26 protein-coding genes and 1 pseudogene are annotated in these 24,642 nt (G+C 70.2%); 13 read left to right on the top strand and 14 right to left on the bottom strand.

Annotated elements, in window-relative coordinates; genetic code table 11:
- Positions 1-97 precede the first annotated feature (97 nt).
- Both FH608_RS36060 and FH608_RS36065 read left to right on the top strand, forming a co-directional pair.
- Entirely contained in the window at positions 98-1,213 is a 1,116-nt protein-coding gene (locus tag FH608_RS36060; protein ID WP_226900203.1) for a GAF domain-containing sensor histidine kinase, read from the top strand.
- The gene (locus FH608_RS36065) at positions 1,210-1,824 is read left to right on the top strand and encodes a response regulator (protein ID WP_139634851.1); all 615 of its coding nucleotides are present in this window, start codon (positions 1,210-1,212) and stop codon (positions 1,822-1,824) included. The genes FH608_RS36060 and FH608_RS36065 overlap by 4 nt, the downstream gene beginning before the upstream one ends.
- Before the next feature lie 6 nt (positions 1,825-1,830).
- On the opposite strand, the gene FH608_RS36070 is transcribed toward FH608_RS36065, so the two are convergent.
- Positions 1,831-2,547 (bottom strand): hypothetical protein, encoded by a 717-nt coding sequence (locus tag FH608_RS36070; RefSeq protein WP_226900204.1) that lies wholly within the window; start codon positions 2,545-2,547, stop codon positions 1,831-1,833.
- 67 nt (positions 2,548-2,614) lie between these two features.
- On the opposite strand from FH608_RS36070, the gene FH608_RS36075 reads away from it, so the two are divergent.
- The 4 genes from FH608_RS36075 to FH608_RS36090 all read left to right on the top strand — a co-directional run bounded on the left by FH608_RS36075 (position 2,615) and on the right by FH608_RS36090 (position 5,426).
- A complete protein-coding gene (locus tag FH608_RS36075) occupies positions 2,615-3,403 on the top strand; it encodes an ABC transporter ATP-binding protein (RefSeq protein WP_139634852.1) in 789 nt (262 codons plus the stop codon).
- 85 nt (positions 3,404-3,488) lie between these two features.
- On the top strand, positions 3,489-4,409 hold the full coding sequence (locus tag FH608_RS36080) for an SPFH domain-containing protein (RefSeq protein WP_139634853.1): 921 nt from the start codon (positions 3,489-3,491) through the stop codon (positions 4,407-4,409).
- A 9-nt stretch (positions 4,410-4,418) separates the two neighbouring features.
- Complete coding sequence (locus FH608_RS36085) at positions 4,419-5,174, top strand: sulfite exporter TauE/SafE family protein (protein WP_139634854.1); 756 nt, start codon at positions 4,419-4,421, stop codon at positions 5,172-5,174.
- Between the two features lie 30 nt (positions 5,175-5,204).
- Positions 5,205-5,426, top strand: coding sequence for a hypothetical protein (locus tag FH608_RS36090; protein ID WP_139634855.1), 222 nt, complete (start codon positions 5,205-5,207; stop codon positions 5,424-5,426).
- 3 nt (positions 5,427-5,429) lie between these two features.
- Here the strand turns inward: FH608_RS36090 and FH608_RS36095 are convergent, their stop codons facing one another.
- The 5 genes from FH608_RS36095 to FH608_RS36115 all read right to left on the bottom strand — a co-directional run bounded on the left by FH608_RS36095 (position 5,430) and on the right by FH608_RS36115 (position 8,876).
- Entirely contained in the window at positions 5,430-6,257 is an 828-nt protein-coding gene (locus FH608_RS36095) for an SDR family oxidoreductase (protein ID WP_139634856.1), read from the bottom strand.
- A 29-nt stretch (positions 6,258-6,286) separates the two neighbouring features.
- Positions 6,287-7,186, bottom strand: a complete 900-nt coding sequence (locus FH608_RS36100) for a Rieske 2Fe-2S domain-containing protein (protein WP_226900205.1) — start codon at positions 7,184-7,186, stop codon at positions 6,287-6,289.
- Positions 7,187-7,228: 42 nt separating this feature from the next.
- Entirely contained in the window at positions 7,229-7,840 is a 612-nt protein-coding gene (locus FH608_RS36105; RefSeq protein ID WP_139634857.1) for an HD domain-containing protein, read from the bottom strand.
- Between the two features lie 171 nt (positions 7,841-8,011).
- Positions 8,012-8,659, bottom strand: a complete 648-nt coding sequence (locus FH608_RS51865; protein ID WP_193318820.1) for a hypothetical protein — start codon at positions 8,657-8,659, stop codon at positions 8,012-8,014.
- Position 8,660: 1 nt separating this feature from the next.
- Entirely contained in the window at positions 8,661-8,876 is a 216-nt protein-coding gene (locus FH608_RS36115; protein WP_139634858.1) for a hypothetical protein, read from the bottom strand.
- Between the two features lie 648 nt (positions 8,877-9,524).
- On the opposite strand from FH608_RS36115, the gene FH608_RS36120 reads away from it, so the two are divergent.
- Both FH608_RS36120 and FH608_RS36125 read left to right on the top strand, forming a co-directional pair.
- Positions 9,525-10,388: a helix-turn-helix domain-containing protein gene (locus FH608_RS36120; protein ID WP_139634859.1), complete on the top strand. Its 864-nt coding sequence runs from the start codon at positions 9,525-9,527 to the stop codon at positions 10,386-10,388.
- A 28-nt stretch (positions 10,389-10,416) separates the two neighbouring features.
- Positions 10,417-10,641, top strand: coding sequence for a DUF397 domain-containing protein (locus tag FH608_RS36125; protein ID WP_139634860.1), 225 nt, complete (start codon positions 10,417-10,419; stop codon positions 10,639-10,641).
- Between the two features lie 165 nt (positions 10,642-10,806).
- Here FH608_RS36125 and FH608_RS36130 read toward each other — a convergent pair whose 3' ends face one another.
- Entirely contained in the window at positions 10,807-12,222 is a 1,416-nt protein-coding gene (locus FH608_RS36130) for an MFS transporter (RefSeq protein WP_139634861.1), read from the bottom strand.
- 109 nt (positions 12,223-12,331) lie between these two features.
- Here FH608_RS36130 and FH608_RS36135 point away from each other — a divergent pair, with 109 nt between their 5' ends.
- Genes FH608_RS36135 through FH608_RS36150 form a run of 4 tightly spaced genes read left to right on the top strand, consistent with a single transcriptional unit; the run spans position 12,332 to position 15,884 of the window.
- Positions 12,332-13,159, top strand: a complete 828-nt coding sequence (locus FH608_RS36135) for a helix-turn-helix transcriptional regulator (RefSeq protein ID WP_226900206.1) — start codon at positions 12,332-12,334, stop codon at positions 13,157-13,159.
- 59 nt (positions 13,160-13,218) lie between these two features.
- A complete protein-coding gene (locus FH608_RS36140) occupies positions 13,219-14,292 on the top strand; it encodes a CapA family protein (RefSeq protein ID WP_139634863.1) in 1,074 nt (357 codons plus the stop codon).
- Positions 14,293-14,334: 42 nt separating this feature from the next.
- A complete protein-coding gene (locus tag FH608_RS36145; protein WP_139634864.1) occupies positions 14,335-15,174 on the top strand; it encodes an SDR family NAD(P)-dependent oxidoreductase in 840 nt (279 codons plus the stop codon).
- A gap of 44 nt (positions 15,175-15,218) precedes the next feature.
- The gene (locus FH608_RS36150; protein ID WP_226900208.1) at positions 15,219-15,884 is read left to right on the top strand and encodes a TetR family transcriptional regulator; all 666 of its coding nucleotides are present in this window, start codon (positions 15,219-15,221) and stop codon (positions 15,882-15,884) included.
- A gap of 29 nt (positions 15,885-15,913) precedes the next feature.
- On the opposite strand, the gene FH608_RS36155 is transcribed toward FH608_RS36150, so the two are convergent.
- Positions 15,914-16,240: a hypothetical protein gene (locus FH608_RS36155; protein WP_139634865.1), complete on the bottom strand. Its 327-nt coding sequence runs from the start codon at positions 16,238-16,240 to the stop codon at positions 15,914-15,916.
- 172 nt (positions 16,241-16,412) lie between these two features.
- Here FH608_RS36155 and FH608_RS36160 point away from each other — a divergent pair, with 172 nt between their 5' ends.
- Entirely contained in the window at positions 16,413-16,943 is a 531-nt protein-coding gene (locus FH608_RS36160; RefSeq protein ID WP_226900209.1) for a hypothetical protein, read from the top strand.
- Positions 16,944-17,068: 125 nt separating this feature from the next.
- On the opposite strand, the gene FH608_RS36165 is transcribed toward FH608_RS36160, so the two are convergent.
- From FH608_RS36165 to dnaK, 6 genes and pseudogenes are all read right to left on the bottom strand, one after another.
- The gene (locus FH608_RS36165) at positions 17,069-17,773 is read right to left on the bottom strand and encodes a hypothetical protein (RefSeq protein ID WP_139634866.1); all 705 of its coding nucleotides are present in this window, start codon (positions 17,771-17,773) and stop codon (positions 17,069-17,071) included.
- 221 nt (positions 17,774-17,994) lie between these two features.
- Positions 17,995-20,565: an ATP-dependent chaperone ClpB gene (clpB, locus tag FH608_RS36170; RefSeq protein ID WP_139634867.1), complete on the bottom strand. Its 2,571-nt coding sequence runs from the start codon at positions 20,563-20,565 to the stop codon at positions 17,995-17,997.
- Positions 20,566-20,597: 32 nt separating this feature from the next.
- Positions 20,598-20,921: pseudogene (locus FH608_RS36175) on the bottom strand (heat shock protein transcriptional repressor HspR); the annotation flags it as partial.
- 3 nt (positions 20,922-20,924) lie between these two features.
- Positions 20,925-22,100, bottom strand: coding sequence for a molecular chaperone DnaJ (gene dnaJ, locus FH608_RS36180; RefSeq protein WP_139634868.1), 1,176 nt, complete (start codon positions 22,098-22,100; stop codon positions 20,925-20,927).
- A gap of 21 nt (positions 22,101-22,121) precedes the next feature.
- Positions 22,122-22,724 (bottom strand): nucleotide exchange factor GrpE, encoded by a 603-nt coding sequence (gene grpE, locus FH608_RS36185; protein WP_139634869.1) that lies wholly within the window; start codon positions 22,722-22,724, stop codon positions 22,122-22,124.
- The gene (gene dnaK, locus FH608_RS36190) at positions 22,724-24,592 is read right to left on the bottom strand and encodes a molecular chaperone DnaK (protein WP_139634870.1); all 1,869 of its coding nucleotides are present in this window, start codon (positions 24,590-24,592) and stop codon (positions 22,724-22,726) included. Before dnaK ends, grpE begins: the two co-directional genes overlap by 1 nt.
- Positions 24,593-24,642: the final 50 nt, after the last annotated feature.

Consider the following 24,642-nt stretch of genomic DNA (forward strand, 5'->3'; position numbering starts at 1 on the left):
GGCCCGGGACCCGCCCGGGCGTGGGCACATCGTCCTAGGACCTCGGGCGCCGTCGCGGGGACCGTGAGTGTCGTCCGAGGACCATAAGCTGGGTGCCGTGACCTCCGACCGGGACGAGATCCTCCAGGCGGTGAGCTCGGCGGTGCTCGCCGTCACGCGCCACCTGTCGGTCCGCGAGGTGCTGCAGGTGATCGTACGCTCGGCGCAGCGGCTGCTCGACGCCCGCTACGCCGCGCTCGGCGTGCCAGACGAGGACGGATCGTTCGCCGAGTTCGTCGCCGAGGGCATCACCGACAAGCAGTGGGACGCGATCGGGCCGCTCCCCAGGCAGCACGGCATGCTCGGCGCGATGCTCCGCGACGGCGACCCCGTCAGGCTGCCCGACCTGCGCACGGACCCGAGGTTCGAGTGGTGGCCGAAGGCGCATCCGGTGATGAAGGACTTCCTCGGGGTGCCGATCCGCGACGGCGAGGAGGTGCTCGGCATCATCTTCCTGGCCAACAAGCGCACGCCCGGCGGCTTCGCCCAGGCCGACCAGGAGCTTCTCACGTTGTTCGCCGCGCACGCCGCCATCGCGCTGACCAACGCCCGGCTCTACGAGAGCGGGCGCGAGCTCGCCATGCTGGAGGAGCGCAACCGGATGGCCAGGGAGCTCCACGACGCCGTGACGCAGAAGCTGTTCTCGCTCCGGCTCACCGCGCAGGCCGCCTCCGCCATGCTCGACAAGGCGCCCGACAAGGCCGCGCTGGAGCTCGATCGTGTCCAGCGGCTGGCCGGGGAGGCCCTGTCCGAGCTGCGGGCCGTGATCGTCGAGCTGCGGCCGGCCGAGCTCGACCGGCACGGCCTGGCCGAGACGCTGCGCAAGCACGTGCGCCTGCTCGACCGGCTCCACCCGTCCGAGGTCACGTTCGTGTGCGAGGAGCTGCCGCCGGTCGGCGCGGCGGTCGAGGTGGCGGTGCTGAGGGTGGCCCAGGAGGCGCTGCACAACGCGCTGAGGCACTCGGAGGGCGCGACCGTCTCCGTGTGCCTGGCGTACGAGGACGGCAGGCTGGCGCTGACCGTGCGCGACGACGGCACGGGCTTCGAGCAGGAGGAGTCGCGCGGCCTCGGCCTGGTGTCGATGCGCGACAGGGCGGAGTCCGTGGGCGGGGTCATGACCGTCGAGTCGGTCCCCGGCAGCGGGACCACGGTGCGCATGGAGGTGGGCGTTTGATCCGGGTGCTGATCGCCGACGATCATCCGGTGGTGCGGCAGGGGCTGCGCACGTTCCTCGACCTGCAGGACGACATCACGGTCGTCGGCGAGGCGGGCGACGGGGCGCGGGCCGTGGAGCTGGTCGGCGAGCTGGCGCCCGACGTGCTGCTGCTGGACCTGAAGATGCCGGTGCTCGACGGGCTCGGCGCGCTGGAGCGCCTGACCGGGTCGGCGACCAGGGTGGTCGTGCTCACGTCGGTGAGCGACCGCTCCGACGTGGGGCCGGCGATGCGGGCGGGCGCGTCCGGCTTCCTCTACAAGGACGTCGACCCGCCCGCGCTGGTCCAGGCCGTGCGGGCCGTGCATGGAGGGCAGGTGCTCCTGGCGCCGGAGGCGGCCGAGGCGATGCTGTCGTCGCGGGACGACGCGCCGGAGCCCGTGCCGCTGACCGAGCGCGAGCGCGAGGTGCTGGCGCTCATCGCGGCCGGCCGCTCCAACCGGGAGATCGCGAGGAGCCTCGCCGTCGCGGAGAAGACGGTCAAGACCCACGTCTCCAACGTGCTGATGAAGCTGGGCGTGCAGGACCGCACCCAGGCCGCCCTCTACGCCGTGCGGCACGGCCTGGGCTAGCGGGGGTCAGCTCCTGAGCGGCTCGAAGATCGCGTGATGGGCGGCCACGAGCGCGCGGCGTACGGCGTGGTCCAGCTCGCGCAGCGCGGCGGAGCGGGCGGCGATCTGCCCCGAGGTGAGGCCGCGCTCGTCGGCCAGCCGCACCACGGTGGCCAGGCGGGCGGCGAGCGCGGCGACGCGGTGCGCCCGCCCGGGGTAGCCGGGCGCGAGCTCCCCGCCCCGCCGCTCCACCGCCGAGGGCCGCGCCTGCGCGGGCCCCTCCACGGCGGCCAGCGCGTCGGTGGCCGAGCGCATGGCCTCCGACAGCCCCCGCTCGGCCTCCGACAGCGACGGCAGGTCATGGCGTACGGGGCCGCAGTCGTGCACCTCCAGCCGCACTCCGGAGTAGGACGACCCGCGGCGGTCCGGCGTGGGCACCAGCCCGAGATTGCGGCCGTCGAGCACCACGATGGCGGCCTGACCCGAGTCCACCGCGGCCGAGTTGAACGGCGCCGGCCCCGACAGCCCCAGCGGATCGCCCGGGGCGGGCAGCGCGAGCCGTAGCTCCCGCAGCCCGTCGGCGCGCAAGTTTGCGAGGTATTTACGTAGCGGGACGTCCCCGGCGACGACGGGACCGGCGACGGCTTCGACGTGGTCAGCCGCCTCGTCGAGGCCCGTGTGACCGGCGAGCCACGCGTTGCCCCAGGCGACCAGGGAGGGACAGACAGGCGATTCAGGGCGCACCGATCCACGATAAGCGCTCGGCCTGCAATAGGTTTGTCAGGAGCGTGACTCGTAAGGAGGTTCGGGGATGGGTGGTCAGGTGCTGCGGCTTCAGGACGTCGCCGTCAGGCGCGACGGGTCAGCCCTGCTGCGCGGCATCGAATGGACGGTCAACGCGGACGAGCGCTGGGTCGTCGTCGGTCCCAACGGCGCGGGGAAGACCACGTTGCTGCAGGTCGCGGGCACGTTGCTCTTCCCGAGCGAGGGCGTGGTCGAGGTGCTGGGGGAGCGGCTCGGGCAGGCCGACGTGTTCGACCTGAGGCCGCGGATCGGGCTGGCGAGCGCCGCGCTGGCCGAGCGGGTCCCGCCGGACGAGAAGGTCATCGACCTGGTGCTGACGGCCTCGTACGGGATCATGGGCCGCTGGACGGAGGAGTACGACTCCAACGACGTGACCAGGGCCGTCGAGCTGATCGACATGATGGGCGCGGCCCACCTGATCAGGCGGCGGTTCGGCACGCTGTCGGAGGGTGAGCGCAAGCGGGTGCAGATCGCCCGCGCGCTCATGCCCGACCCCGAGATGCTGCTGCTCGACGAGCCGGCCGCGGGCCTCGACCTGGGCGGGCGCGAAGACCTGGTGCGGCGGCTGTCGGTGCTGGCGGGCGACTACCGCTCGCCGACGCTCGTGCTGGTGACGCACCACGTCGAGGAGGTGCCCGCCGGGTTCACGCACGGGCTGCTGCTGCGGCACGGCTCGGTGGTGGCCCAGGGGCCGCTGGAGCACGTGATGACGCCCGACAACCTGTCGCAGACGTTCGGGGTGCCGCTCTCGCTGGAGCGCAGCGCCGAGGGACGCTGGTACGCCCGCGCCCACTGATCGCCATTTATTCACATAAAAGCCGTCGGGAGCTCAAACGAAATAGGATCCACGGAGCCGGTCCCCTCGACTTCGGAGCGTCGCCATGTCCGTCGAGCAGCTCATCGTCGCCATCGTCGTGGTCGCGGCGGTGGGCTTCGGGGTGGCCCGCACGATCCGCATCATCCCGCAGGCCACCGCGGCCATCATCGAGCGCCTCGGGCGCTACCACCGGACGCTGTCGCCGGGGCTCAACCTCGTGGTGCCGTTCATCGACCGCATCAAGGACATGGTCGACCTGCGCGAGCAGGTGGTGTCGTTCCCGCCGCAGCCGGTCATCACCTCCGACAACCTCGTCGTGTCCATCGACACGGTCATCTACTTCCAGGTGACCAATCCGAAGGCGGCCACGTACGAGATCGCGAGCTTCCTGGTCGGCGTCGAGCAGCTCACCGTCACCACGCTGCGCAACGTGGTCGGCGGCATGGACCTGGAGCGCACGCTGACCTCGCGCGAGGACATCAACACCGCGCTGCGCGGCGTGCTCGACGACGCGACCGGCAAGTGGGGCATCCGGGTCAACCGGGTCGAGCTCAAGGCCATCGACCCGCCCGCCTCCATCCAGGACTCGATGGAGAAGCAGATGCGCGCCGACCGCGACAAGCGCGCCGCCATCCTGACCGCCGAGGGCCAGCGCCAGGCGGCGATCCTGCAGGCGGAGGGCGACAAGCAGGCCGCCGTGTTACGCGCCAGGGGAGAGGCGGAGGCGGCCGTGCTGCGCGCGCAGGCGGACGCCGAGGCGCAGGCCATGCGCGCCAAGGGGCAGGCGGACGCGATCGGCATGGTGTTCAGGGCCATCCACGAGGGCCGGCCGGACCAGCAGCTTCTCGCCTACCAGTACCTGCAGACCCTGCCCGAGATCGCCAAGGGCGACGCCAATAAGATCTGGATCGTCCCGTCGGAGATGGGCAAAGTACTCGAGAACCTGGGCGGCCTCTTCACACCCCCCAAGAGCCCGGACACGTAAGGAGGGTTCGTGACGGGGTGGGAACTGGCCGCGGTCTGCGTGGCCGGGGTGATGGCCGGTGCCATCAACGCGGTCGTCGGGTCGGGCTCGCTGATCACGTTCCCCACGCTGGTGGCGCTCGGCGTCGATCCCGTCACCGCCAACGTCTCCAACACCATCGGGCTCGTGCCCGGCTCGTTCACGGCCGCGTACGGCTACCGTCCCGAGCTCGCGGGCCAGCGCGAGCGGCTGCTGCGGCTGGGCCTGGCCTCGGCGGTCGGGGCGCTGGGTGGGGGAGTGCTGCTGCTGTTCCTGGATCCTGGCGTGTTCCAGGTCGTCGTGATCGCGCTGATCGTCCTGGCCTGCGTGCTGGTCCTGGTGCAGCCCCGGCTCAACCGGTGGCTGGCCGCGCGGCGCGCGCACGCGCATCCGCACGGCGGCCTGGGACTGTGGCTGGGGGTGCTGGCCGCGGGCGTCTACGGCGGCTACTTCGGGGCGGCCCAGGGCGTGCTGCTGATCGGCCTGCTCGGCAGCTTCCTCGACGACCACCTCCAGCGGGTGAACGCCGCCAAGAACGTGCTCGCGTTCCTCGTGAACGCCGTGGCGGCCGTCCTGTTCATGGTGATCGCGGACGTCGACTGGCAGGCGGTGGCGGGGGTGGCGCTGGGGGCCGTGATAGGTGGCTTCCTGGGCGCCAGGGTGGGACGGCGCATCCCGGCGCGCGTGCTGCGAGGGATCATCGTCGGTGTCGGCGCTGTGGCGATTTTCGTACTGGTGTACGGATAGATATGGCCCTATATGGGTATGAATCCGTACATGAAGGGTGATCGGGTGGAGATCGTCATCGATGCCGGTGGGACGCCGCGTACTTACGAGATCAGGGCCACCCGCGCCGGCCGGCGGGTCGAGGTGGCCACCCGGCGGGGGCTCGTCGAGGTGAGCGAGGTCACCCGCAGCGGCACGCCCGTGCGTACGGCCAGGTTCATGTCCAGCCGCATCCTCGCCCTCGTGGAGCACCCCGCCGACGAGGCCGGGTGAGCGTCAGCCGAAGTCGGAGGCGTGGTCGCGCGCCCACTGGCCGAGCGTCAGGGCGGGCCTGCCGAGCAGCCGCTCCACGGTGCCGGTGACCTCCTCGGGAGCCGTCACGAACCGCGCCCATCCCGACAGCGCGCTGTCCACGAACGCCGCGTCGCCCCAGGCCGCGAGCAACTCCTCGCGGGCCACCTCCACGGGCAGCTCCTCCCAGCGCACCTCGCGCCCGACCGCCTCGCCGATCACGCGGACCTGCTCCTCCTGGGTCAGCAGCTCGGGGCCGCTGAGCACGTAGGTGGCGCCCTTGTGGCCCGCCGAGGTCAGCACGTGCACCGCCACCGCCGCGATGTCCTTCTCGTGGATCAGCGACCGCGCGGCCCGCCCGTACGGCCAGCGCACCACGCCGTCCCTGATCTGCCCCGCCCACATCAGCGTGTTGGCCGCGAAACCGCCGGGCCGCAGGAACGTCCAGCCCAGCCCCGAGTTCCTGATCAGCTGCTCGACCTCGTGGTAGTGCGTCTCGGGCTCGTCCGCCGCGTTCGCCGACAGGTAGACCACGCGCCGCGCGTGCCGGGCGACGGCGGCCACCACCTCGGCGGCCCCGTCCGCCGTGAAAGCGGGCCAGAGGAGGAACACGCTCTCCACGTCCTTCAGCGCGGGCTCCAGCGTCTCGGGCGCCGTCAGGTCGCCGCGCACCACCTCGACCCGTTCCGGCAGGCGGGCGCGCTCCGGGTCCCTGACGAGTGCCCGCACCTCCAGCCCGGCCTCCGCCAGCTGGGATGTCACATGCCTGCCCACGTTGCCGGTCGCGCCGGTCACCAGGATCGTGCTGCTCATGAGGCCGACGGTAGAACCTCAAGCGAGCTTCAGGTCAAGGCCGGGCGTACCTGGATCGTGCCGTCCCGCCGGATGCGGGTCTCGAACATGGGCGCCGGCGCGGTCGCGGGGCCGTGCTTCACCGAGCCGTCGTCCAGCCGGAACGTGCTGCCGTGCCACGGGCAGACCACGCACGCCTCGCCGTTCTCCATGACGAGCCTGCCCTGGTGCAGCGGCCCCGCCAGGTGCGGGCAGCGGTCGGCGAGCACGGTCACGGCGTCGCCCTGGCGCAGCACGAAGAGCTGGATGTAGCCGAGCCGCCGCGCCACGGGGCGGCCGTCGGGCAGGTCCCTCAGCGGGCACAGGTCGTGCCAGCCCAGCGGCACCAGGTGGGAGATCTGCGGGGCGTGGTTGGACCCCGCCGCCTGCCGGTAGGCCATGTGGCCGCCGAGATAGCCGCCCAGCCCGGCCAGGCCCAGCCCGGCCATGGTCAGGACGCGGCCGGCCCGCTCGTGCCCGCGCAGGCGGGCCAGCAGGGAGCCGGAGATCAGGCCGAGCGCGGCCACGTTGGACAGCATGTGGACGAAGCCCACCCGCTGCTGCTCGCGGTGGAGAGAGGACCAGTCGGTCAGCCCGGACGCCGCCGTGGGCACCGCGTTGGCGATGCCCGTGGCCAGCAGCACGCGCGTGGCCCGGGGGTCGCCGTCGATCACGTCGAGCAGGGCCGCGGACAGCCAGCAGCCCAGGCTGATGTTGGCCAGCGGCGGGTGCAGCGGCTTGCCGGTGGGGACGCCGTGCAGCACGTCGCGGAGCAGGCCGGGGCGGATGCGCTGGCGTACGGTCTTGGCCAGCACCCTGACAGGCGTGTCGAAGGTCTTGGACTTCTCGAGCCGATCGGCGAGGGCGACCGGACCGGCGAGACCCCGCAGCTGCCGACGTTTCGCTCGCACTTCCTCTTTCACGACAAGTCCCCTACCCCACCCATGTGGGCATCACTCGGACAGGTGTCCCCTGGCCACGGACAATTCCACCAGCTCCAGAGCGTACGCGCCGAGCGAGGGTGAACCCTCCTCGATGATCCGCACCTTCTCCCTGACCTGTTCGGCCCTGACCTTGAACAGCGGCCACGTGCCGCCCTCGGTGTGGTGGTTGGCCAGGATGGGGGCGAAGCGGTCGAGGGCCTTGGCGAACCTGGCCTCCGGCGTCTCCCTGGCCTCGAACTCGTCCCACAGCTCGCGCATCCATGTGCCCTGGTCGGCGGGCAGCAGGCCGAAGACGCGGTCGGCGGCGGCCCGCTCGGCCTCGGCCTGCGCCGCCACCTCCACCGGGTCGTAGATGAAGGTGTCACCGGCGTCGATCTCGACCAGGTCGTGCACCAGCAGCATCGCCACGACCCGCTGGAGGTCGGTCCCGGGTGGGGCATGCTCGCCGAGGATCATCGCCAGCGTGCCCACGTACCAGGAGTGCTCTGCGGTGTTCTCCCGTCGCGAGCCGTCTATCAGAAGGTTGCGGCGGATGATCCGCTTCAACTTGTCGATCTCGGTGGCGAAGGCGATCTGGGCGTTCAGGCGGTCCTCTTCTGGCACGATAGTCACGCGCGACACCTTAATGTGCGGTGATCACCCCGGTTGGTGAAATCGTGACCGCGACTCGGTGAACACCGCCGCTCGCCGTTCCGCGTGGGGAAGCCCCGGAGCCCCCGCGGTCTCCGGGGCTTCCCGCCCGGGGAACGGCGCGGAGTCCCCCAGGCTCCCTGGGTGGCCGGCGTCGGCTTCCTAGGCGGCCACCGGCAGCACGGGACGTGCGCGCAGATCAGGCGGCTCCTCGAGATCGGGTCTCAACGAGACCCAGGCTCGCCTCCCGTACAGGCGGTCGAGGCCGGGAGCGGCCGCGCCGGGCGCCTCGTCGCGCCTGACGATCTCCACGAGCACGAACTGGGCGCGCTTGCGGTGCCGGAAGACCTTGGCGCTCCTCGCCCAGCAGGCCGCCGCGATTTCCTCGGCGTACGCCTCGAACTCCTCGGCGGAGATGCCGGCCCTGGTCATGACCAGCGCCTTCTCGCCCGTGGCCGTCGGCGTGATCCAGAGCACGAGCGGGATCCGCCCGGCCCTGGTGTGCATCGTGGTCTCCAGGCACACCCGCTGGAGGCGGTGCCTGGACACGACGCACCAGAAGTGCGCGGTCACCCAGTTGCGGCCGGTCCTCGTCGCCGCGGGCACGGAGACGGCGCTCGTCAGCAGGACGAACGGCCACCAGTGACCCTCCTGCGTGGCGCCCAGCAGGGCGAGCGCCGTCAGCGCCAGCCCGGCGACCAGCAGCAGTTCGGTACGGATCCGCCACAGCCTGACCAGCGGCCCGGTGCGCCCGGCGGCGGGAAGGTCCTCGCCGGCCGGGTAGATCTGGTTGCGCGGGTTCCTCGACATGTCAGGACACCTCCTCCGTCACGCGCTGTGGCACGGCGAGCTGGTCGAAGCGTGGGTCGCGGTAGCGACGGGAGCCGAAGCCCGTCCTGGTGACGGTCCAGCCGATGTGGTGCGCGAACTCGTCCGGCTCCATGCAGATCTCGCGATCGGTCCAGGCGATGAGCTCCCGGATCCGGGACTTGATTCGGCCGAGTCCCTTGGTACCTTGTGAGTACATGAGAAGACCCCTTTCGCGGCATTTTCAGAGGTGGCTTCTTCGCCGGTCCGACGGCTGACGACCGTTTCGCCGCAGGGTGGCAGCCCATATGCGGCGCGACAGGCGGTCAGCCGCGGACCGGCTTTTTCGCTGCTCGAATGAGCGGACTCTCGCTGAGTTCTTCAGGCGATGTGGGGATCCTTCCGGCAAGTGGCCTCCCTGGGGCAGAGTTTCGTTTCCGGGACGGCGACATTGCCGGCGATGCGGCCCGCGCGGGGCCGCGAGATCAAGGGCGGAAGGCCCGATGTGTACGGCCGAGTCGTCATCCCGGCCTCCTCACGTTCGAGAACCCTCCTGGAACCGATCGTCCCCCGAGGTGAGCAACGGTGCAATACATTGAGCAAGGGAAGATTTAATTTTCTTCACGCTTGCGGTGCAACTTGCATGCACACTGTCGACTCACTCCGTAGGCCGGAGATGTTCCACCCCCAGCCCACCCTTAAACGTAGGTTGTCTTGCCCCTAGGCTCTCCCCATGAAAGCCTTCTGGCAAGGCCACGCGGCACGCCACATGCAACTTGCAGTGTAAGATTAGGCGAACGGCCCACAAAGCCGGGCCCCAAACGACCCCTTCCCGCCACACCTTCATTCCCGACAAGGAGAGTGGACGGTGCCATCGCAGCAGGGCAGTCCTACAGTTCGCAGGCTCCGGCTAGGCCAGGAGCTGCGCCTCCTCCGAGAGCGAAGAGCACTCACGGGTGCCAAGGCGGCCAGGGAGCTCGGCTGGTCCGCGAGCAAGGTCAGCCGTATCGAGGCGGCCAAGACCATGCCGAGCTCCGACGACGTCAAGGCTCTCGCGAGCCTCTACCGCGTCGACGTGGAGAAACTTGAGGAGCTCTTCGGCCTGTTGAGGGATGCGGAGCAGCGCGGGTGGTGGGAAGATTACGAAGACGCCCTGCCTGAGGAGTACACAAGATTCCTCGGGCTGGAAGCGGAGGCCATTCACCAGCGCAACTGGGAACCCCAGGCTGTGCCCGGTCTCCTGCAAACCGAGGACTACGCGCGGGAGGTCATCCTGGCCACCCGTGGCATCGCGCGCATCACCCACAGTGGTGTGCGCAGCCGTGTCGAGGCGCGTCTCGATCGCCAGCAGCGGGTCCTGCACAGGCCCAACCCGTGCAAGATGAGCGTGGTGCTGGACGAGGCCGCCCTGATGCGCCGCTTCGGCGAGCCCTCGGTCATGCGTGCGCAGATGGAGCATCTCCTGGAGATCTCCCTGCTCGCGCATGTCAGCGTGCATGTCCTGCCCCTGGAGTCTCTCCATCCGGTGAACACCGGGGCCTTCATCCACCTCAAGTTCTCGGCCTTCGACGATGTCGTTTACCTGGAGCAGCTCTACACTGCCCACTTCGTCGAGGATCTTGAGCGGGTGGCCGGTTACGAAAGCGCGTTCGACCACATGCAGTCGGAGGCGCTGGACGAAGCCGAATCCCGTGTCCTAATCCAACGCAAAGCCATGCAATGGCGAAGTTAGCTGGGGCAATGGCGCCCTGGGGGAGAAAATGTACACCGATATCACGAAGGCGGCCTGGCGGAAGGCCAGCTTCTGCAACGGCGCGACGGCTTGCGTCGAGGTCGCACCCCTGGCCGACGGCAACGTCGCGCTGAGGGACAGCAAGGAGCAGGACGGTCCCGTCCTGGTCTTCACCCCGGCCGAGTGGGCCGCCTTCACCGCCGGGGTCCGTGAGGGTGAGTTCGACCCGGCCGCACTCGTAGCCGGCGCATGACGAACGGCCCTGCGGGTTGGTGGGACAACGCTCAGGGCCGTTCGAGTGGAGGCGCGACCTCCAGGACTTTCCAGCTCTCCTGGCGAGGATGGAGCACGGAAGACCCGCACATCATGGCACACTCCCCACCATGATGATCAACCTGTGTCGCGCCTCTTCCTGACCTCAGGCACGTGCCGGTACGCGGCGCCGTACGAGGAAGATCGAGCTCAGTCCCGCCAGCACGGCCAGGGCCGCCATGGCGATGGAGGACATCAGCGAGGCCGAGACCGTGCCGTGGCCCTGGCTCAGGCTGATGAAGAGCGTCCCCACCGTCGAGACGCCGATGACCTGGCCGAGTTGCATCACGGTGAGCAGGGCGCCGCTCGCGTCCGCCGCGAACTCGCCGTCCACCTGCTCGGTCGCCATGTTCGTCACCGCCACCTGCACGCCGAGCCCGGCGCCGACGAGGGCGCTCATGACGGCGTACGGTAGCCCGCCCCCGGCGGCGAGCCCGAGGCCGAGGTAGGCGGGGGCGGCCACCACGTAGCCGAACGGCACCAGCGGGCGCTGGAGAGGGGCGGGCAGGCGCGGCCAGAAGAGCCCGACGAGGCCGAAGGCCAGCGCGCAGGGGACCAGCATCATGCCGGAGGCGAGCGGCGTCAGGTGCAGGTCGCCCTGGAGGTGCAGGGCCGAGGTGAACAGGAACGCCCCCCACGTCGCCGGGCCGAGCAGCAGGATCGCGAGGCCGGGCCGCATACCGGGGGCGCGCAGCACCCGGGCGTTCACCAGCGGGCGCCCGCCACGGGCGGTCACCCACCGCTCGATGCGGACGAACACCGCGAACATCACCACGCTCAGCGCCATCGAGATCCAGCCCCACAGCGGCCAGCCGAACTCGCGGCCCAGCACCATCGGCACCACGAGCAGGAGCACGGCCGCCGACAGGGTCGCGAGGCCCCACGGGTCGAGCCCCGCCCGGCCGCCGCCCTCGTCGGCCGGCAGCACCTTGAAGCCGGCGGCCAGCAGCAGCAGGCCGATCGGCACGAGCACGAGGAACACGATCCGCCAGCCCGCGCCGATGCCCAGCAGGATCCCGCCGAGCGCCTGGCCGACCACGATGCCGCCGCTGATCACCAGCGACCACAGGCCGATCGCGCGGCCCCTGGCCTGGCCGTGGTAGTTGCGCTGGATCAGCGTCAGGACCTGCGGCATCATCATCGCGGCACCGGCGCCCTGGAGCAGGCGGAAGGCCACCAGCCAGCCCGTCGAGGGCGCGAGGCCCGCGCCGAGCGTGGTGACGGTGAACAGCGCGAGCCCGCCGAGGAACGCGTTGCGGTAGCCGAACAGGTCGCCGACCCTGGCTCCGGTGATCAACAGGACGGCGTAGACAATGGTGTATCCGGCCACGATCATCTGCAGCCCGGCGCCGGAGGAGTGCAGATCGGCCTCGATGGTCGGGGTGGCCACGTTGACGATGTTCACGTTCAGGATGGCCAGGAACTGCCCCACAAGGATGATCGCGAGGAGCAGGCCGCTGGCCTTGGTCCCGGTCCGCGGCGTGGTGTCCGCGGGCGGGGTGATAGCAGCGGTTTGCGTCATGACGATCAGTCTGCCGGGCATCCAGTACCAGTAACGAGAGCCCATTTATACTGGTATTGACGGTAACTGGCTAAATATCGCCACAAGCCCCGATAGTGGAGACATGAGGGTGGCTGAAGGTAAGCGTACGGACCTGTCGGCGTTCCTGCGCACCCGCCGCGAGCGGATCACCCCGGAGATGGTCGAGCTCGCGCCGGGCCCGCGCAGGCGCACTCCCGGGCTGCGGCGCGAGGAGGTCGCGCAGCTGGCCGGCGTGGGCGTGACCTGGTACACGTGGCTGGAGCAGGGCCGCCCGATCAACGCCAGCACCCAGGTGCTCGACGCCATCGCGCGCACGCTCCGGCTCGACGGCGCCGAGCGCCAGCACCTCTACCGGCTGGCGGGGCACACGGAGCCGGCTCCCGACGACTCCGGGCAGGTGACGCCCGAGATGCGGCAGATCCTCGACCGGCTGGGCGACATGCCCGCCTGCGTGGCCAACAGCCGGTGCGACGCCCTGGCCTGGAACGCGGCGTACGAGACCCTGTTCCCCGAGATGGTGAACGCGCCGGAGGGCGAGCGGAACTCGCTCTGGTACACCTGCTTCAACCCGGCCGCCACGACCCTGCTGCTCAACCGCGACCAGGAGCTGGCGCGGTCGGTTGCGGTCTTCAGGAGCGCCTACAGCCGGCACGTGGACGATCCGTGCTGGCAGGACTTCGTCCGCCGGCTCTGCGCGGAGAGCGCCGAGTTCGCACTGCTGTGGGCCAGGCAGGACGTGGCCGAGCCGGGGCCGAGGGAGAAGGCGTTCAAGCACGTGGAGCAGGGCGAGCTGCGCTTCAGCACGACCAGCCTCATGGCCGCCCCGGAGATCCGGCTGATCGTCTACACCCCGGCGAACGAGGCGACGTGGGACGCGATGCGCGAACTCCTGGATAAGGGGCAGACTGCGCGGTAAATCTCCCAGCATGGCATGCTCGATCCCTAAACGACCGGATTCGAGCGGAAGTGCGGCAGATGAGATTCCCCCGTGCCCTCCCGTTGTTCGCTGTCGTGGCGTCGCTGGCGGCCTGCTCGGCGCCACCGGAGAAGGAACCGCAGCGACGGCAGGTGGAACACCAGATCGCCACGTCACCCACCGCCGAGCCGACGCCGGAGCGGCGGCCGTACACGATCGCCTTCGGCGGTGACGTGCACTTCGAGGGGATGCTGCGGGGGCGGCTGGCCAGCCCGCGCACGGCGCTCGGGCCGATCGCGAGCGTGCTGCGCAAGGCCGACTTATCGATGGTGAACCTGGAGACGGCGATCACCACGGGCGGGACGCCGGCGCCGGGCAAGCAGTACACGTTCAGGGCGCCGGCGAGCGCGTTGACCGCCCTGAAGGCCGCCGGGGTCGACGTCGCGTCCATGGCCAACAACCACGGCATGGACTACATGGAGACCGGGCTGGCGGACTCGCTGGCGGCCATCAAGCGCAGCAAGTTCCCCATGGTGGGGATCGGGAAGGACGCGGCGCAGGCGTTCAAGCCGTTCCGCAGGACCGTGAACGGCAACCGGGTGGCGATCATCGGGGCCACCCAGGTGCTCGACGCGGAGTTCATCCAGGCGTGGACGGCCACCGACGACAAGGGCGGCCTCGCCTCCGCCAAGGACGAGGACGCCCTGCTGCGGGCCGTACGGCAGGCGCGCAAGAACTCCGACACCGTGATCGTCCACCTGCACTGGGGCACCGAGCTGCAGAAGTGCCCGAACCAGGCACAGCTCTCGCTGGCCCCCAAGCTGGTCAAGGCGGGCGCCGACGTGGTGGTCGGCGGGCACGCGCACATCCTGCTCGGGTCCGGATATCTCGGCAAGGCGTACGTCAACTACGGCATGGGCAACTTCGTCTTCTACAACTCCACCCCGGGCACCACGGGCAGGACCGGCGTGCTGACACTGACCATCAACGGGCGCAAGGTGCTCAAGGACCGCTGGACGCCCGCCACCATCCAGGGGGGTATCCCCGTACCGATGACGGGGTCGGCACGGACCCAGGCGGTGGCGGACTGGAAGGAGTTGCGCTCCTGCGCCGGGCTGTCCGCGCGGCCCTGATCGATTTATTGTGCTGGACGGAGCGTCCAACAGGAGGTCGGGATGGTGGAGACGGGCGCGGCCTTCGAGGGGCGGCTGGTGGTCGTCACGGGCGCGGGGTCGGGGATCGGGCTGGCGACGGCGCGGGCGTTCGCGGCTCACGGAGCCGCGGTGGTGTGCGCGGACATCGACGCGGGCGCCGCGGCGCGGGCCGCCGGCGCCATCGCCGAGGATCTCGGGGGTACGGGCCACGCCGCGCAGGTGGACGTCGCCAGTAGCGCGCAAATGGAGGAATTCTCACGAAATATCGTCGCCGAATATGGCGTGCCGGACATTGTGGTGAACAATGCGGGGATCGCCGTCGCGGGGCCCTTCCTTGATCATACGGTGGACGACTGGCGCCGGACGATCGACGTCAATCTCTGGGGCGTCATTCACGGCTGCCGGCTCTTCGGCGCGGCCATGGTGGAGCGCGGCGAGGGCGGCCACATCGTCAACATCGCCTCCCTGGCGGCGTTCGCGCCGTCGCGGCTGCTGCCCGCGTACTCGACCACCAAGGCGGCCGTGAAGATGCTCAGCGACTGCCTCAGGGCGGAGCTGGCCGGGCACGGGATCGGGGTCAGCGCCATCTGCCCGGGATTCGTCTCCACGCCGATCGCGCGCCACGCCACGTACGTCGGCGGCGACATCCGCGAGGCGGCCGAGCGCGGCCTGGCGCGGCGCGGTTATCCGGCCGAACGGGTGGCCGCGCACATTCTGCGGGCCGTCCACAGAAATCAGGCCGTGGTTCCGGTCAACCTGGAGGGGAAAATCGGATATGCCCTTTCCAGGATTTCCCCAGCGGCGATGCGCGGGCTGGCCCGGTGGAGCGCGCTCGGCAGAAATCGAGGAATTGGGAGGTAAGAATCCGCCATACGGGAGATGATGAATGCGTGTCCTCCCCGCAGATGCATGATGACTGCACCCACCCCCAGGCGCTCCGCCGGCAGCCGGCCCAGCGCCGTAGTGCCCGGCGCGTCGAGCGGATGCTCGACGCCTGCGCCCACCTCCTCGACGAGAGCGGATACGACGCGCTGTCCACCACCCGCATAGCCGAGCGGGCCGGCGTCGCGATCGGGTCGGTCTACCAGTTCTTCCCCGACAAGCGGGCGGTCACCCAGGAGCTCACCCGGCGCAACGTCGAGGAGTTCGTCCGCAGGGTGGGCCGCAGGTTCCTGTCGGAGGAATACCGCGGCTGGTGGGAGGCCATCGACGCCATCATCGACGTCTACGTCGACATGCACAGGACGGTTCCCGGCTTCAAGAGCCTCCACTTCGGCGACGTGGTCGACCTCAACCTGCTCGACTCCGACTCCGACAACAACACGGTGATCGCCGGGCGGCTGCGCGGGCTGCTGCTGAAGGAGTTCGGGCTGGCCGACAGCGCCGAGCTCGACCTGGGCGTGCTCGTCGCGGTCGAGGCGGGCGACGCCGTGCTGAAGCTGGCCTTCCGGCGCGACCCCCAGGGCTCACCCGAGATCATCGACGCGGCGAAGCAGCTCATCCGCGGCTTCCTGTCCCGGCAGCTGAGATCGTGGTCGCCGCGCCTGCCGTCCGGGGGCGTCCCGGCCTGACGTATCGGGGCCGCCGGCGGCAGGCGCCGCTAGTAGTCGTAGTCGCGCTCGAAGTCCGCCACTTCCTTGAGCAGGCCCGTCACCCAGGCGGGCCAGCGCTTCCCGTACTCGCCGAGCGCCGTCGCCGGCACCTGCTGGAAGCGCGGGGTGGCCGGTGTGCGCAGGCACGGCGCGGGGAACGACACGGGGCGTGCCTCTCTCGCCTCGCGAAGGTGCAGCCTGGCCTCCAGGGCATGGAGGTTGCGTTCAGCCGCCTCGATGGCCTCCATGCGGGCCGACAGATATCCCGCCACACCGGGAACAAGGGCCGACAACACGACGACACAGGCCAGCGTGAAGGTCATCTGCCTGGACATGCCCATCACAGCCCCCTTGCTCGCGAAGTAGCAAAGCGACCCGTATATGCCCTGTCACCTGCACGGACACGCTGACCGTGACCACTAATGGGCATAGTGTTACCGAATTTGTGACTGACCGGCGATGCGCATTGACCGGGCAAAGCGCCGAGCGGCTCGGTAGTCTCGCGGTGTGGCGCATGTGACCCGTGAGCACCTTGATCGTCTGCTTGAGCAGGCCCTACTGGCCGACGACCACAGTTCCCTGGCCGGTCGGCTACACGACGTCGCGCTGGGCTACTCGTCCGGCGACGTCTCCCGGGCGTCCATCCTGGTCCTCGCCGCCGAGGAGTGGCGAGCCGCCGGCCAGCCGGCGCGCGCTATGGAGTGTTTCCAGCTCGCCGTCGAGGACGGTGGCGACGCGGGGTTCGACCCGCGCGCCGGGATCGCCGACACGCTCTTCGAGCTGGACAGGGCCGATGAGGCCAGGGAGGTCATCGAGACCATACGCGCGGAGGGCGGCGTCTCCACGGCGACCGCCCACACGATCGCCGAGACGCTGGTCGCCTACGGGGACCTCCAGGGCGGGCTCGACTGGGCCACCCAGGCGGTCCTGGGGTGCGACGAGAACGATCCGGAGCAGGTGGCGATCCTGCGCACCCGCTACCGCATCCGCGTGGACCTCGGGCTCCCTGAGGACGAGCTGGACGCGCTCGTGCCCTGACCCGCCCCGGCCCCTCGTCAAGGGGGCGGAGGGGGCGAAGAGGCCGCGGTCCGCGGCGACCGCGGCCTCTTCGCCGTGGGGAAAGCCCGGGCGCGGCAGGCACGACCCGCGCCCGGACCGGTGGCTCAGCGCAGCCCCAGCTCCTGCACCAGCCCGGAGAAGCCGGCCACGGCGCTCTGGCCGCCGGGCAGCATCGAGGTGCCCTCGATGCTCTCCACGGCCTTCGGCAGCAGGACGTCGACCACCTCGGCCCCGACCTGCTTGACCGGCTTCTCCAGGTCCGCCGGCGACTCGATCTCGGAGCCCGCGATGCGGTTGTGGGCAGGAGGCCGCCCGAGTGACATCTCGGCCGGCGACTTGGCCTGCAGCGGGATGGTCGGCACCTGCGGGAGGGCGGGCAGCACGGGCACTTCCGCGACGGTCGACAGATCCTGCATCCCCGCCGGCCCGGGCGCCGCGGGGAACAGGGCCGGGGAGACCGTGGTCAGCGAGGGCATGCCCCAGGTGGCCGCCATCCCGCCCAGGTCGGCCACGCCCAGCACCTCGCGTGCGGCGGCCAGCCCGGTCAGGCCGGCCTGCCTGGCCATCGCGTTGGCCGCCATGGCGAGCTTGGTGGTCTCGTCGGTGACCATCCGGCTGCCGCCGGTCCCACCGTCGTTCACGCGCACCCTGGTGGTCTGGTCACAGTAGGTGAGGAGCGACTTGGGCGACAGCAAGGCAGGCTCGGTGCCGATACAGGAGTCCGCCGTCGAGGGGGCCGCGGCCAGCCAGGTGACGCCGGCGGTCAGCGTGGCCACCGCGATGATGCTCCGGATCTTCTGAGATGACACTTCACGTCCCCTGATCGAGTTCGGTGATCTGACGAACGCTGAAGGTAGTCAGCCATCAGGCGGCGCGAGTGCGGCTTGTCCGAAGAGTGGGCCGAACCTTACCAAGGACCAGCGGTGATGACCGCTCCATGACACGCCGGAAGCTCCGAGATCCCGATCAACCGGCCTGGCACGCCGGAAGCCCGGAGATCGCGTGGATCCCCGGGCTTCCCGCGGCGCGGTCAGGCGCGCTGGATGAGCAGCTCGTCGTCGCCGAGCTCCACCTTGACGTTGTCGCCGTCCATGACCTCGCCCGACAGCACCGCCTTGGCGAGCTTGTCGCCGATGGCCGACTGGACGAGCCGCCGCAGCGGGCGGGCGCCGTACATCGGGTCGTAGCCCGTCAGCGCCAGCCACTCGCGGGCCGCGGGCGTGACGTCCAGCGTCAGCCGGCGGTCGGCCAGGCGCCGTGCCAGGCGCTCGACCTGCAGGTCGACGATCTGCGCCAGCTCCTCCGTGCCGAGCGCGTCGAAGAGGATCACGTCATCGAGCCGGTTGAGGAACTCCGGCTTGAACGAGCTGCGCACCGCCCCCATGACGGCCTCCCGCTTGGCGCCGTTCTCCAGCTTGGGATCGACCAGGTACTGCGAGCCGATGTTGGAGGTGAGGATCAGGATCGTGTTGCGGAAGTCGACCGTGCGGCCCTGGCCGTCGGTCAGCCGCCCGTCGTCGAGCACCTGGAGCAGGATGTCGAAGACCTCGGGGTGGGCCTTCTCCACCTCGTCGAGCAGCACGACGGTGTACGGGCGCCGCCGCACGGCCTCGGTGAGCTGGCCGCCCTCCTCGTAGCCGACGTAGCCGGGAGGCGCGCCGACGAGCCTGGCCACGCTGTGCTTCTCGGAGTATTCGCTCATGTCGATCCGGGTCATCGCCCGCTCGTCGTCGAACAGGAACTCCGCCAGCGCCTTGGCCAGCTCCGTCTTGCCGACACCCGTGGGGCCGAGGAAGAGGAACGAGCCCGTCGGCCGGTCGACGTCGGCGATGCCCGCCCGGCTCCGGCGTACGGCGTCGGAAACGGCCTGTACGGCGGGCCGCTGCCCGATGAGCCGCTTGCCCAGCTCCGACTCCATCCGCAGCAGCTTGGCCGTCTCGGCCTCCAGGAGCCGCCCTGCGGGGATGCCGGTCCATGACGAGATCACCTCGGCGATGTCGTCGGCGCCGACCTCCTCCTTGACCATGGCGTTCTCCGGCGGCGCGGCGTCGGAGGCGGCCTTCAGGGCCTGCTCCAGCCTGGGCACCTCGGCGTACATGAGCTTGGAGGCGGACTCGAAGTCGCCGTCGCGCTGCGCCCGCTCGGCGGAGCTGCGCGCCTCGTCGAGCTGCTTCTTCAGCTCGCCGACCTTGTTGAGGCCGGCCTTCTCGTGCTCCCAGCGGCCGACCAGGGCGTTGAGCTCCTCCTGGCGGTCGGCCAGCTCCTGGCGCAGGCGTTCGAGCCGCTGGACGGAGGCCTCGTCGGTCTCCTTGGACAGGGCCAGCTCCTCCATCTTCAGCCGGTCGACGCTGCGCTGGAGCTGGTCGATCTCCACGGGACGGGAGTCGATCTCCATGCGCAGCCGCGAGGCGGCCTCGTCGACGAGGTCGATGGCCTTGTCGGGGAGGAAGCGGTTGGTGATGTAGCGGTCGGAGAGCGCGGCGGAGGCCACGAGCGCGCTGTCGGCGATCTGCACCTGGTGGTGCGCCTCGTAGCGGCTCTTCAGCCCGCGCAGGATCGCGATGGTGTCCTCGACCGTGGGCTCGCCCACGTAGACCTGCTGGAAGCGCCGCTCCAGCGCCGGGTCCTTCTCGATGCGCTCGCGGTATTCGTCGAGCGTGGTCGCGCCGATCATGCGCAGCTCGCCGCGGGCCAGCATCGGCTTGAGCATGTTGCCCGCGTCCATCGCGCCCTCGGCGGCGCCCGCGCCGACGACGGTGTGCAGCTCGTCGATGAACGTCACGATCTGCCCGTCGCTCTCCTTGATCTCGGAGAGCACGGCCTTGAGCCGCTCCTCGAACTCGCCGCGGTATTTCGCGCCGGCGACCATCGCGCCGAGGTCGAGCGAGATCAGCCGCTTGTTGCGCAGCGACTCGGGCACGTCGCCGGCCACGATGCGCTGGGCCAGGCCCTCGACCACCGCGGTCTTGCCGACGCCCGGCTCGCCGATGAGCACCGGGTTGTTCTTGGTGCGCCGGCTGAGCACCTGGACGACACGGCGGATCTCGGCGTCGCGGCCGATGACCGGGTCGAGCCTGCCGCCGCGGGCGTGCTCGGTCAGGTCGACACCGTACTTCTCCAGCGCCTGGTAGGTGTCCTCCGGGGTCTCGCTGGTGACGCGGGCGTGGCCGCGTACCTTCTCGAAGGCGTCGAGCAGGGCCTGCGGAGAGGCGCCCTGCGACTTGAGCAGCTCGGCCACCTGCCCCCCGTCGGCGGCCAGGCCGACCAGCAGGTGTTCGGTCGAGACGTAGAGGTCTTCCAGGCGGTTGGCGTGCTGGGCGGCGGTGTTGAGCACCGTGAGCAGCTGGCGGGAGCTGGACGGCGCGCCCACCGTGGCCCCCTGGGCCTTGGGCAGCGCCGCGAGCAGCTCCTCCGCCCGCGCCCGCAGCGTGCGCCAGTCGGCGCCGACGGCGTCGAGCAGCGGGACGGCGGTGCCGCCCGTCTGGGAGAGCAGCGTGGTCAGCAGGTGAGCCGGCGCGATCTCCGGGTTGCCCTCCGCGGCGGCACGCCGCATGGCCCCCGAGAGAGCTTCCTGGCTCTTCTGGGTGAGCTTGTAGTCCATTCTTTCTAAGCCCCCGGTGGCAGCTCGTAGCGGATCAACGCTCTGACCATGCGCATCTCGGCGCGCAGGCGGTGAACCTCCTCACGCAGCCGCAGAGCTTCGTTCTCGAGCTCGAGGATCCGCTTGATGCCCGCGAGGTTGATGCCCTCCTCCTGGGAGAGGCGCTGGACCTCGCGGAGCTGGATGATGTCTCTCGTGGAGTAGAGGCGACCACGCCCCGCCGTGCGGCCCGGGCTGACCAGGCCGAGGCGGTCGTACTGGCGCAGCGTCTGCGGGTGCAGGCCCGACAGCTGCGCGGCCACCGAGATCACATAGACCGGCGTGTCGTCTGACAGGTCGAAATAGTTGGCGTCCATCGGCTACTCGCTTCTGGCTCGCTGAATGAGCTCGGCTCGCGGGTCATCACCCGCTGTAGCGGTGTTGAACTCGCTGAGGAGCTCGCGTGACTTGTCGTCGAGCGTCTTCGGCACCAGGACCTCGACGGTGGCGAGCAGGTCACCCTTGGTGCCGTCCTTGCGCGTGACGCCCCTGCCGCGCACGCGGAACGTGCGCCCGTTGGGCGTGCCCGCGGGGATGCGCAGCGTGACCGGCATGCCCTTGAGGATCGGCACCTTGATCTCCGCGCCGAGCGCGGCCTCCGTGAACGTCACCGGGACGGTGACCGTGAGGTTGTCGCCCGACCTGCCGAAGACGGCGTGCGGCTTGACGTGCGTCTGGATGTAGAGGTCGCCCGCGGGGCCGCCGTTCTCGCCCGGCGCCCCCTTGGCCTTGAGCTTGACCCGCTGCCCGTCGGCCACGCCGGCGGGGATGCGGGCCTGGATGGTGCGGGTGCTCTTGGCCCGGCCGCTGCCCTCGCACACGGGGCAGGGGTCGTCCACGATCAGCCCGCGGCCCTTGCAGTCGCGGCAGGGCTCGGAGAAGGCGAAGTTGCCCAGGTTGCGGCTGGCCGCGCCGGTGCCCTCGCAGGTGGGGCAGACCCTGGGGGTCGTGCCCGCCCTGGCGCCGGTGCCGGTGCACGCGGCGCAGGCGGCCGAGCTGGTCAGCCTGAGTGACACCGTGGTGCCCTCGGCCGCTTCGGTGAAGGTCAGCGTGACCTCGGACTCGATGTCCTGGCCACGCCTCGGCCTGGTCGTGGTGGTGCGGGTGGAGCCCCCGCCCCGGTTGAACAGCCCGCCGAACAGGTCGCCGAGCCGCTCGCCCGCGCCGCCCCCCGTGCTCTGTCCGGTGCCGCCGAACAGGTCGCCGAAGTCGAACGAGAAACCGCCGCCGCCTCCGGGCCGCTGGCCGCCCACCCCGGAGCCGAACAGCGTGCGCGCCTCGTCGTACTCCTTGCGGCGCTTGCCGTCGGACAGGACGTCGTAAGCCTCGGAGACCTCTTTGAACTTGGCCTCTTTGGTCGCGTCGCCCTGGTTGCTGTCGGGGTGGTACTGCCTGGCCAGCTTCCGATAAGCCTTCTTGATCTCTTCGGCGGTGGCGGTCTTGGGCACACCAAGGACGGCGTAGTAGTCCTTCTCCAAGTAGTCCTTGGTGCTCATCTATGGCCCTTCGTCCTGGTGTCAGTTTTCGTCGTCATTGGACGCGGGAGTGGCGTCCCCTGGCTCGGCGACGGCCACCCGCGCCGGGCGCAACACCCGGTCGCCCAGGCGGTATCCGGGCTGCAGCACCTCGATGGCGGTCGGCTCGGTGACGTCCTCCGAGTAGCTGTGCATGAGCGCCTCGTGGACGGTCGGGTCGAACGGGTCGCCCTTCTGGCCGAAGGCGCTGAGGCCGAGCTTGGTCAGGACCGACTCCAGCGACTCCGCCACCTTCGCGAAGCCACCGGTCAGCTCTCCGTGGTCGCGTGCCCTGCCGATGTCGTCGAGCACGGGCAGCAGCTCCGTCAGCGCCCCGGCGACGGCCTGCTCGCGAACCACGGCCCGGTCGCGCTCGACGCGCTTGCGGTAGTTCACGTATTCGGCCTGCAGCCGTTGCAGGTCGGCGGTCCGCTCGGCGAGCTGGGCGGCCAGCTCGCCGTGGGCGCCGGGGGCCTCCGCCGCGGCAGGCGCCTGCTCGGCCTCCTGCTCGGCGGCGGTGGCCTCCCTGACCTGCCCCGTCTCCGGGTCGATCTTGCGGTTGTCGCGGATCACCGGCTGGTCCTGCCCGTTTTCACGCGGCGGCATCACTGGTCCTTCTTCGGCTGGTCTTCGTCGACGATCTCGGCCTCGACCACGTCGTCATCGGCCTTCTGGCCCTGACCGGCCGTGGCGTCCTGCGGGGCGCCCTCGCCGGCCTGCTGGCCCTGGCTCGCGGCGTAGATCGCCGAGCCCATCTTCTGGCTGACGGTGGCGAGCTTCTCCGCCGAGGTGCGGATCGTGTCGGTGTCGGTGCCCTCCAGAGCCTTCTTCAGCTCCGCCAGGGCGTCGTTGACCTCGGTCTTGATGTCGCCGGGGACCTTGTCGTCGTTCTCGCGGAGGAACTTCTCCGTCTGGTAGGCGAGCCCGTCGGCGTTGTTGCGGACCTCGGCCTCCTCGCGGCGCTTCTTGTCCTCCTCGGCGTACGACTCGGCCTCGCGCATCATGCGCTCGATGTCGTCCTTCGGCAGCGCCGAGCCGCCGGTGATCGTCATCGTCTGCTCCTTGCCCGTGCCCAGGTCCTTGGCGGAGACGTTGACGATGCCGTTGGCGTCGATGTCGAAGGTGACCTCGATCTGCGGGATGCCGCGCGGCGCCGGCGCGATGCCGGTCAGCTCGAAGGTCGCCAGCTTCTTGTTGTACGAGGCGATCTCGCGCTCACCCTGGAAGACCTGGATCTGCACCGACGGCTGGTTGTCCTCGGCCGTGGTGAAGACCTCGGAGCGCTTGGTCGGGATCGTCGTGTTGCGCTCGATGATCTTGGTGAAGATGCCGCCCTTGGTCTCGATGCCCAGCGACAGCGGGGTCACGTCGAGCAGCAGGACGTCCTTGACCTCACCCTTGAGCACACCCGCCTGCAGGGCGGCGCCGATGGCGACGACCTCGTCGGGGTTGACGCCCTTGTTGGGCTCCTTGCCGCCGGTCAGCTCCTTGACCAGCTCGGAGACGGCGGGCATGCGGGTCGAGCCGCCGACGAGCACCACGTGGGCGATGTCGGAGACCTTGATGCCGGCGTCCTTGATGACCTGGTGGAACGGGCCCTTGGTCCGCTCGAGCAGGTCGGCCGTCAGCCGCTGGAACTCGGAGCGGGTCAGCTTCTCGTCGAGGTGCAGCGGGCCCTCGGACGAGGCCGTGATGTAGGGCAGGTTGACGTTGGTCTCGGACTGGCTGGACAGCTCGATCTTGGCCTTCTCGGCCGCCTCGCGCAGGCGCTGGAGCGCCATCTTGTCCTTGGCCAGGTCGACGCCGTGGGCGTTCTGGAAGCGCTTGACAAGCTCGTCGACGATGCGCTGGTCCCAGTCGTCACCACCGAGGTGGTTGTCGCCCGAGGTGGCCTTGACCTCCACGAAGCCGTGGCCGTCCTCCTGGCCGACGTCGAGCAGCGACACGTCGAAGGTGCCGCCACCGAGGTCGAAGACCAGGATGGTCTGGTCCTGCTCCTTGTCGAGCCCGTAGGCGAGGGCCGCCGCGGTCGGCTCGTTGATGATGCGGAGCACGTTGAGCCCCGCCACCGTGCCGGCCTCCTTGGTGGCCTGGCGCTGGGCGTCGTTGAAGTAGGCGGGGACGGTGACCACCGCGTCGGTGATCTTCTCGCCGAGGTAGGCCTCCGCGTCCTGCTTCAGCTTCTGCAGGACGAAGGCGCTGATCTGCTGGGGCGAGAACTTCTTGCCGTCGATCTCCTGGGACCAGTTGGTGCCCATCTCCCGCTTGACCGATCGGATCGTCCGGTCCACATTGGTGACGGCCTGCCGCTTGGCGACCTCACCGACGAGGACCTCGCCATTCTTCGCGAAGGCGACCACGGACGGCGTGGTCCGCGAGCCCTGCGCGTTGGCGATGACGGTGGGCTCACCGCCCTCGAGGATCGAGACGACGGAGTTGGTCGTCCCAAGGTCGATACCTACCGCACGTGCCATGAGTACGTCCTTGTAGTCAAAGTTGAGTCTTGTGGACTCAAGCTACGAAT

It is taken from the genome of Nonomuraea phyllanthi (assembly GCF_006334985.2).
Lineage (GTDB): Bacteria > Actinomycetota > Actinomycetes > Streptosporangiales > Streptosporangiaceae > Nonomuraea > Nonomuraea phyllanthi.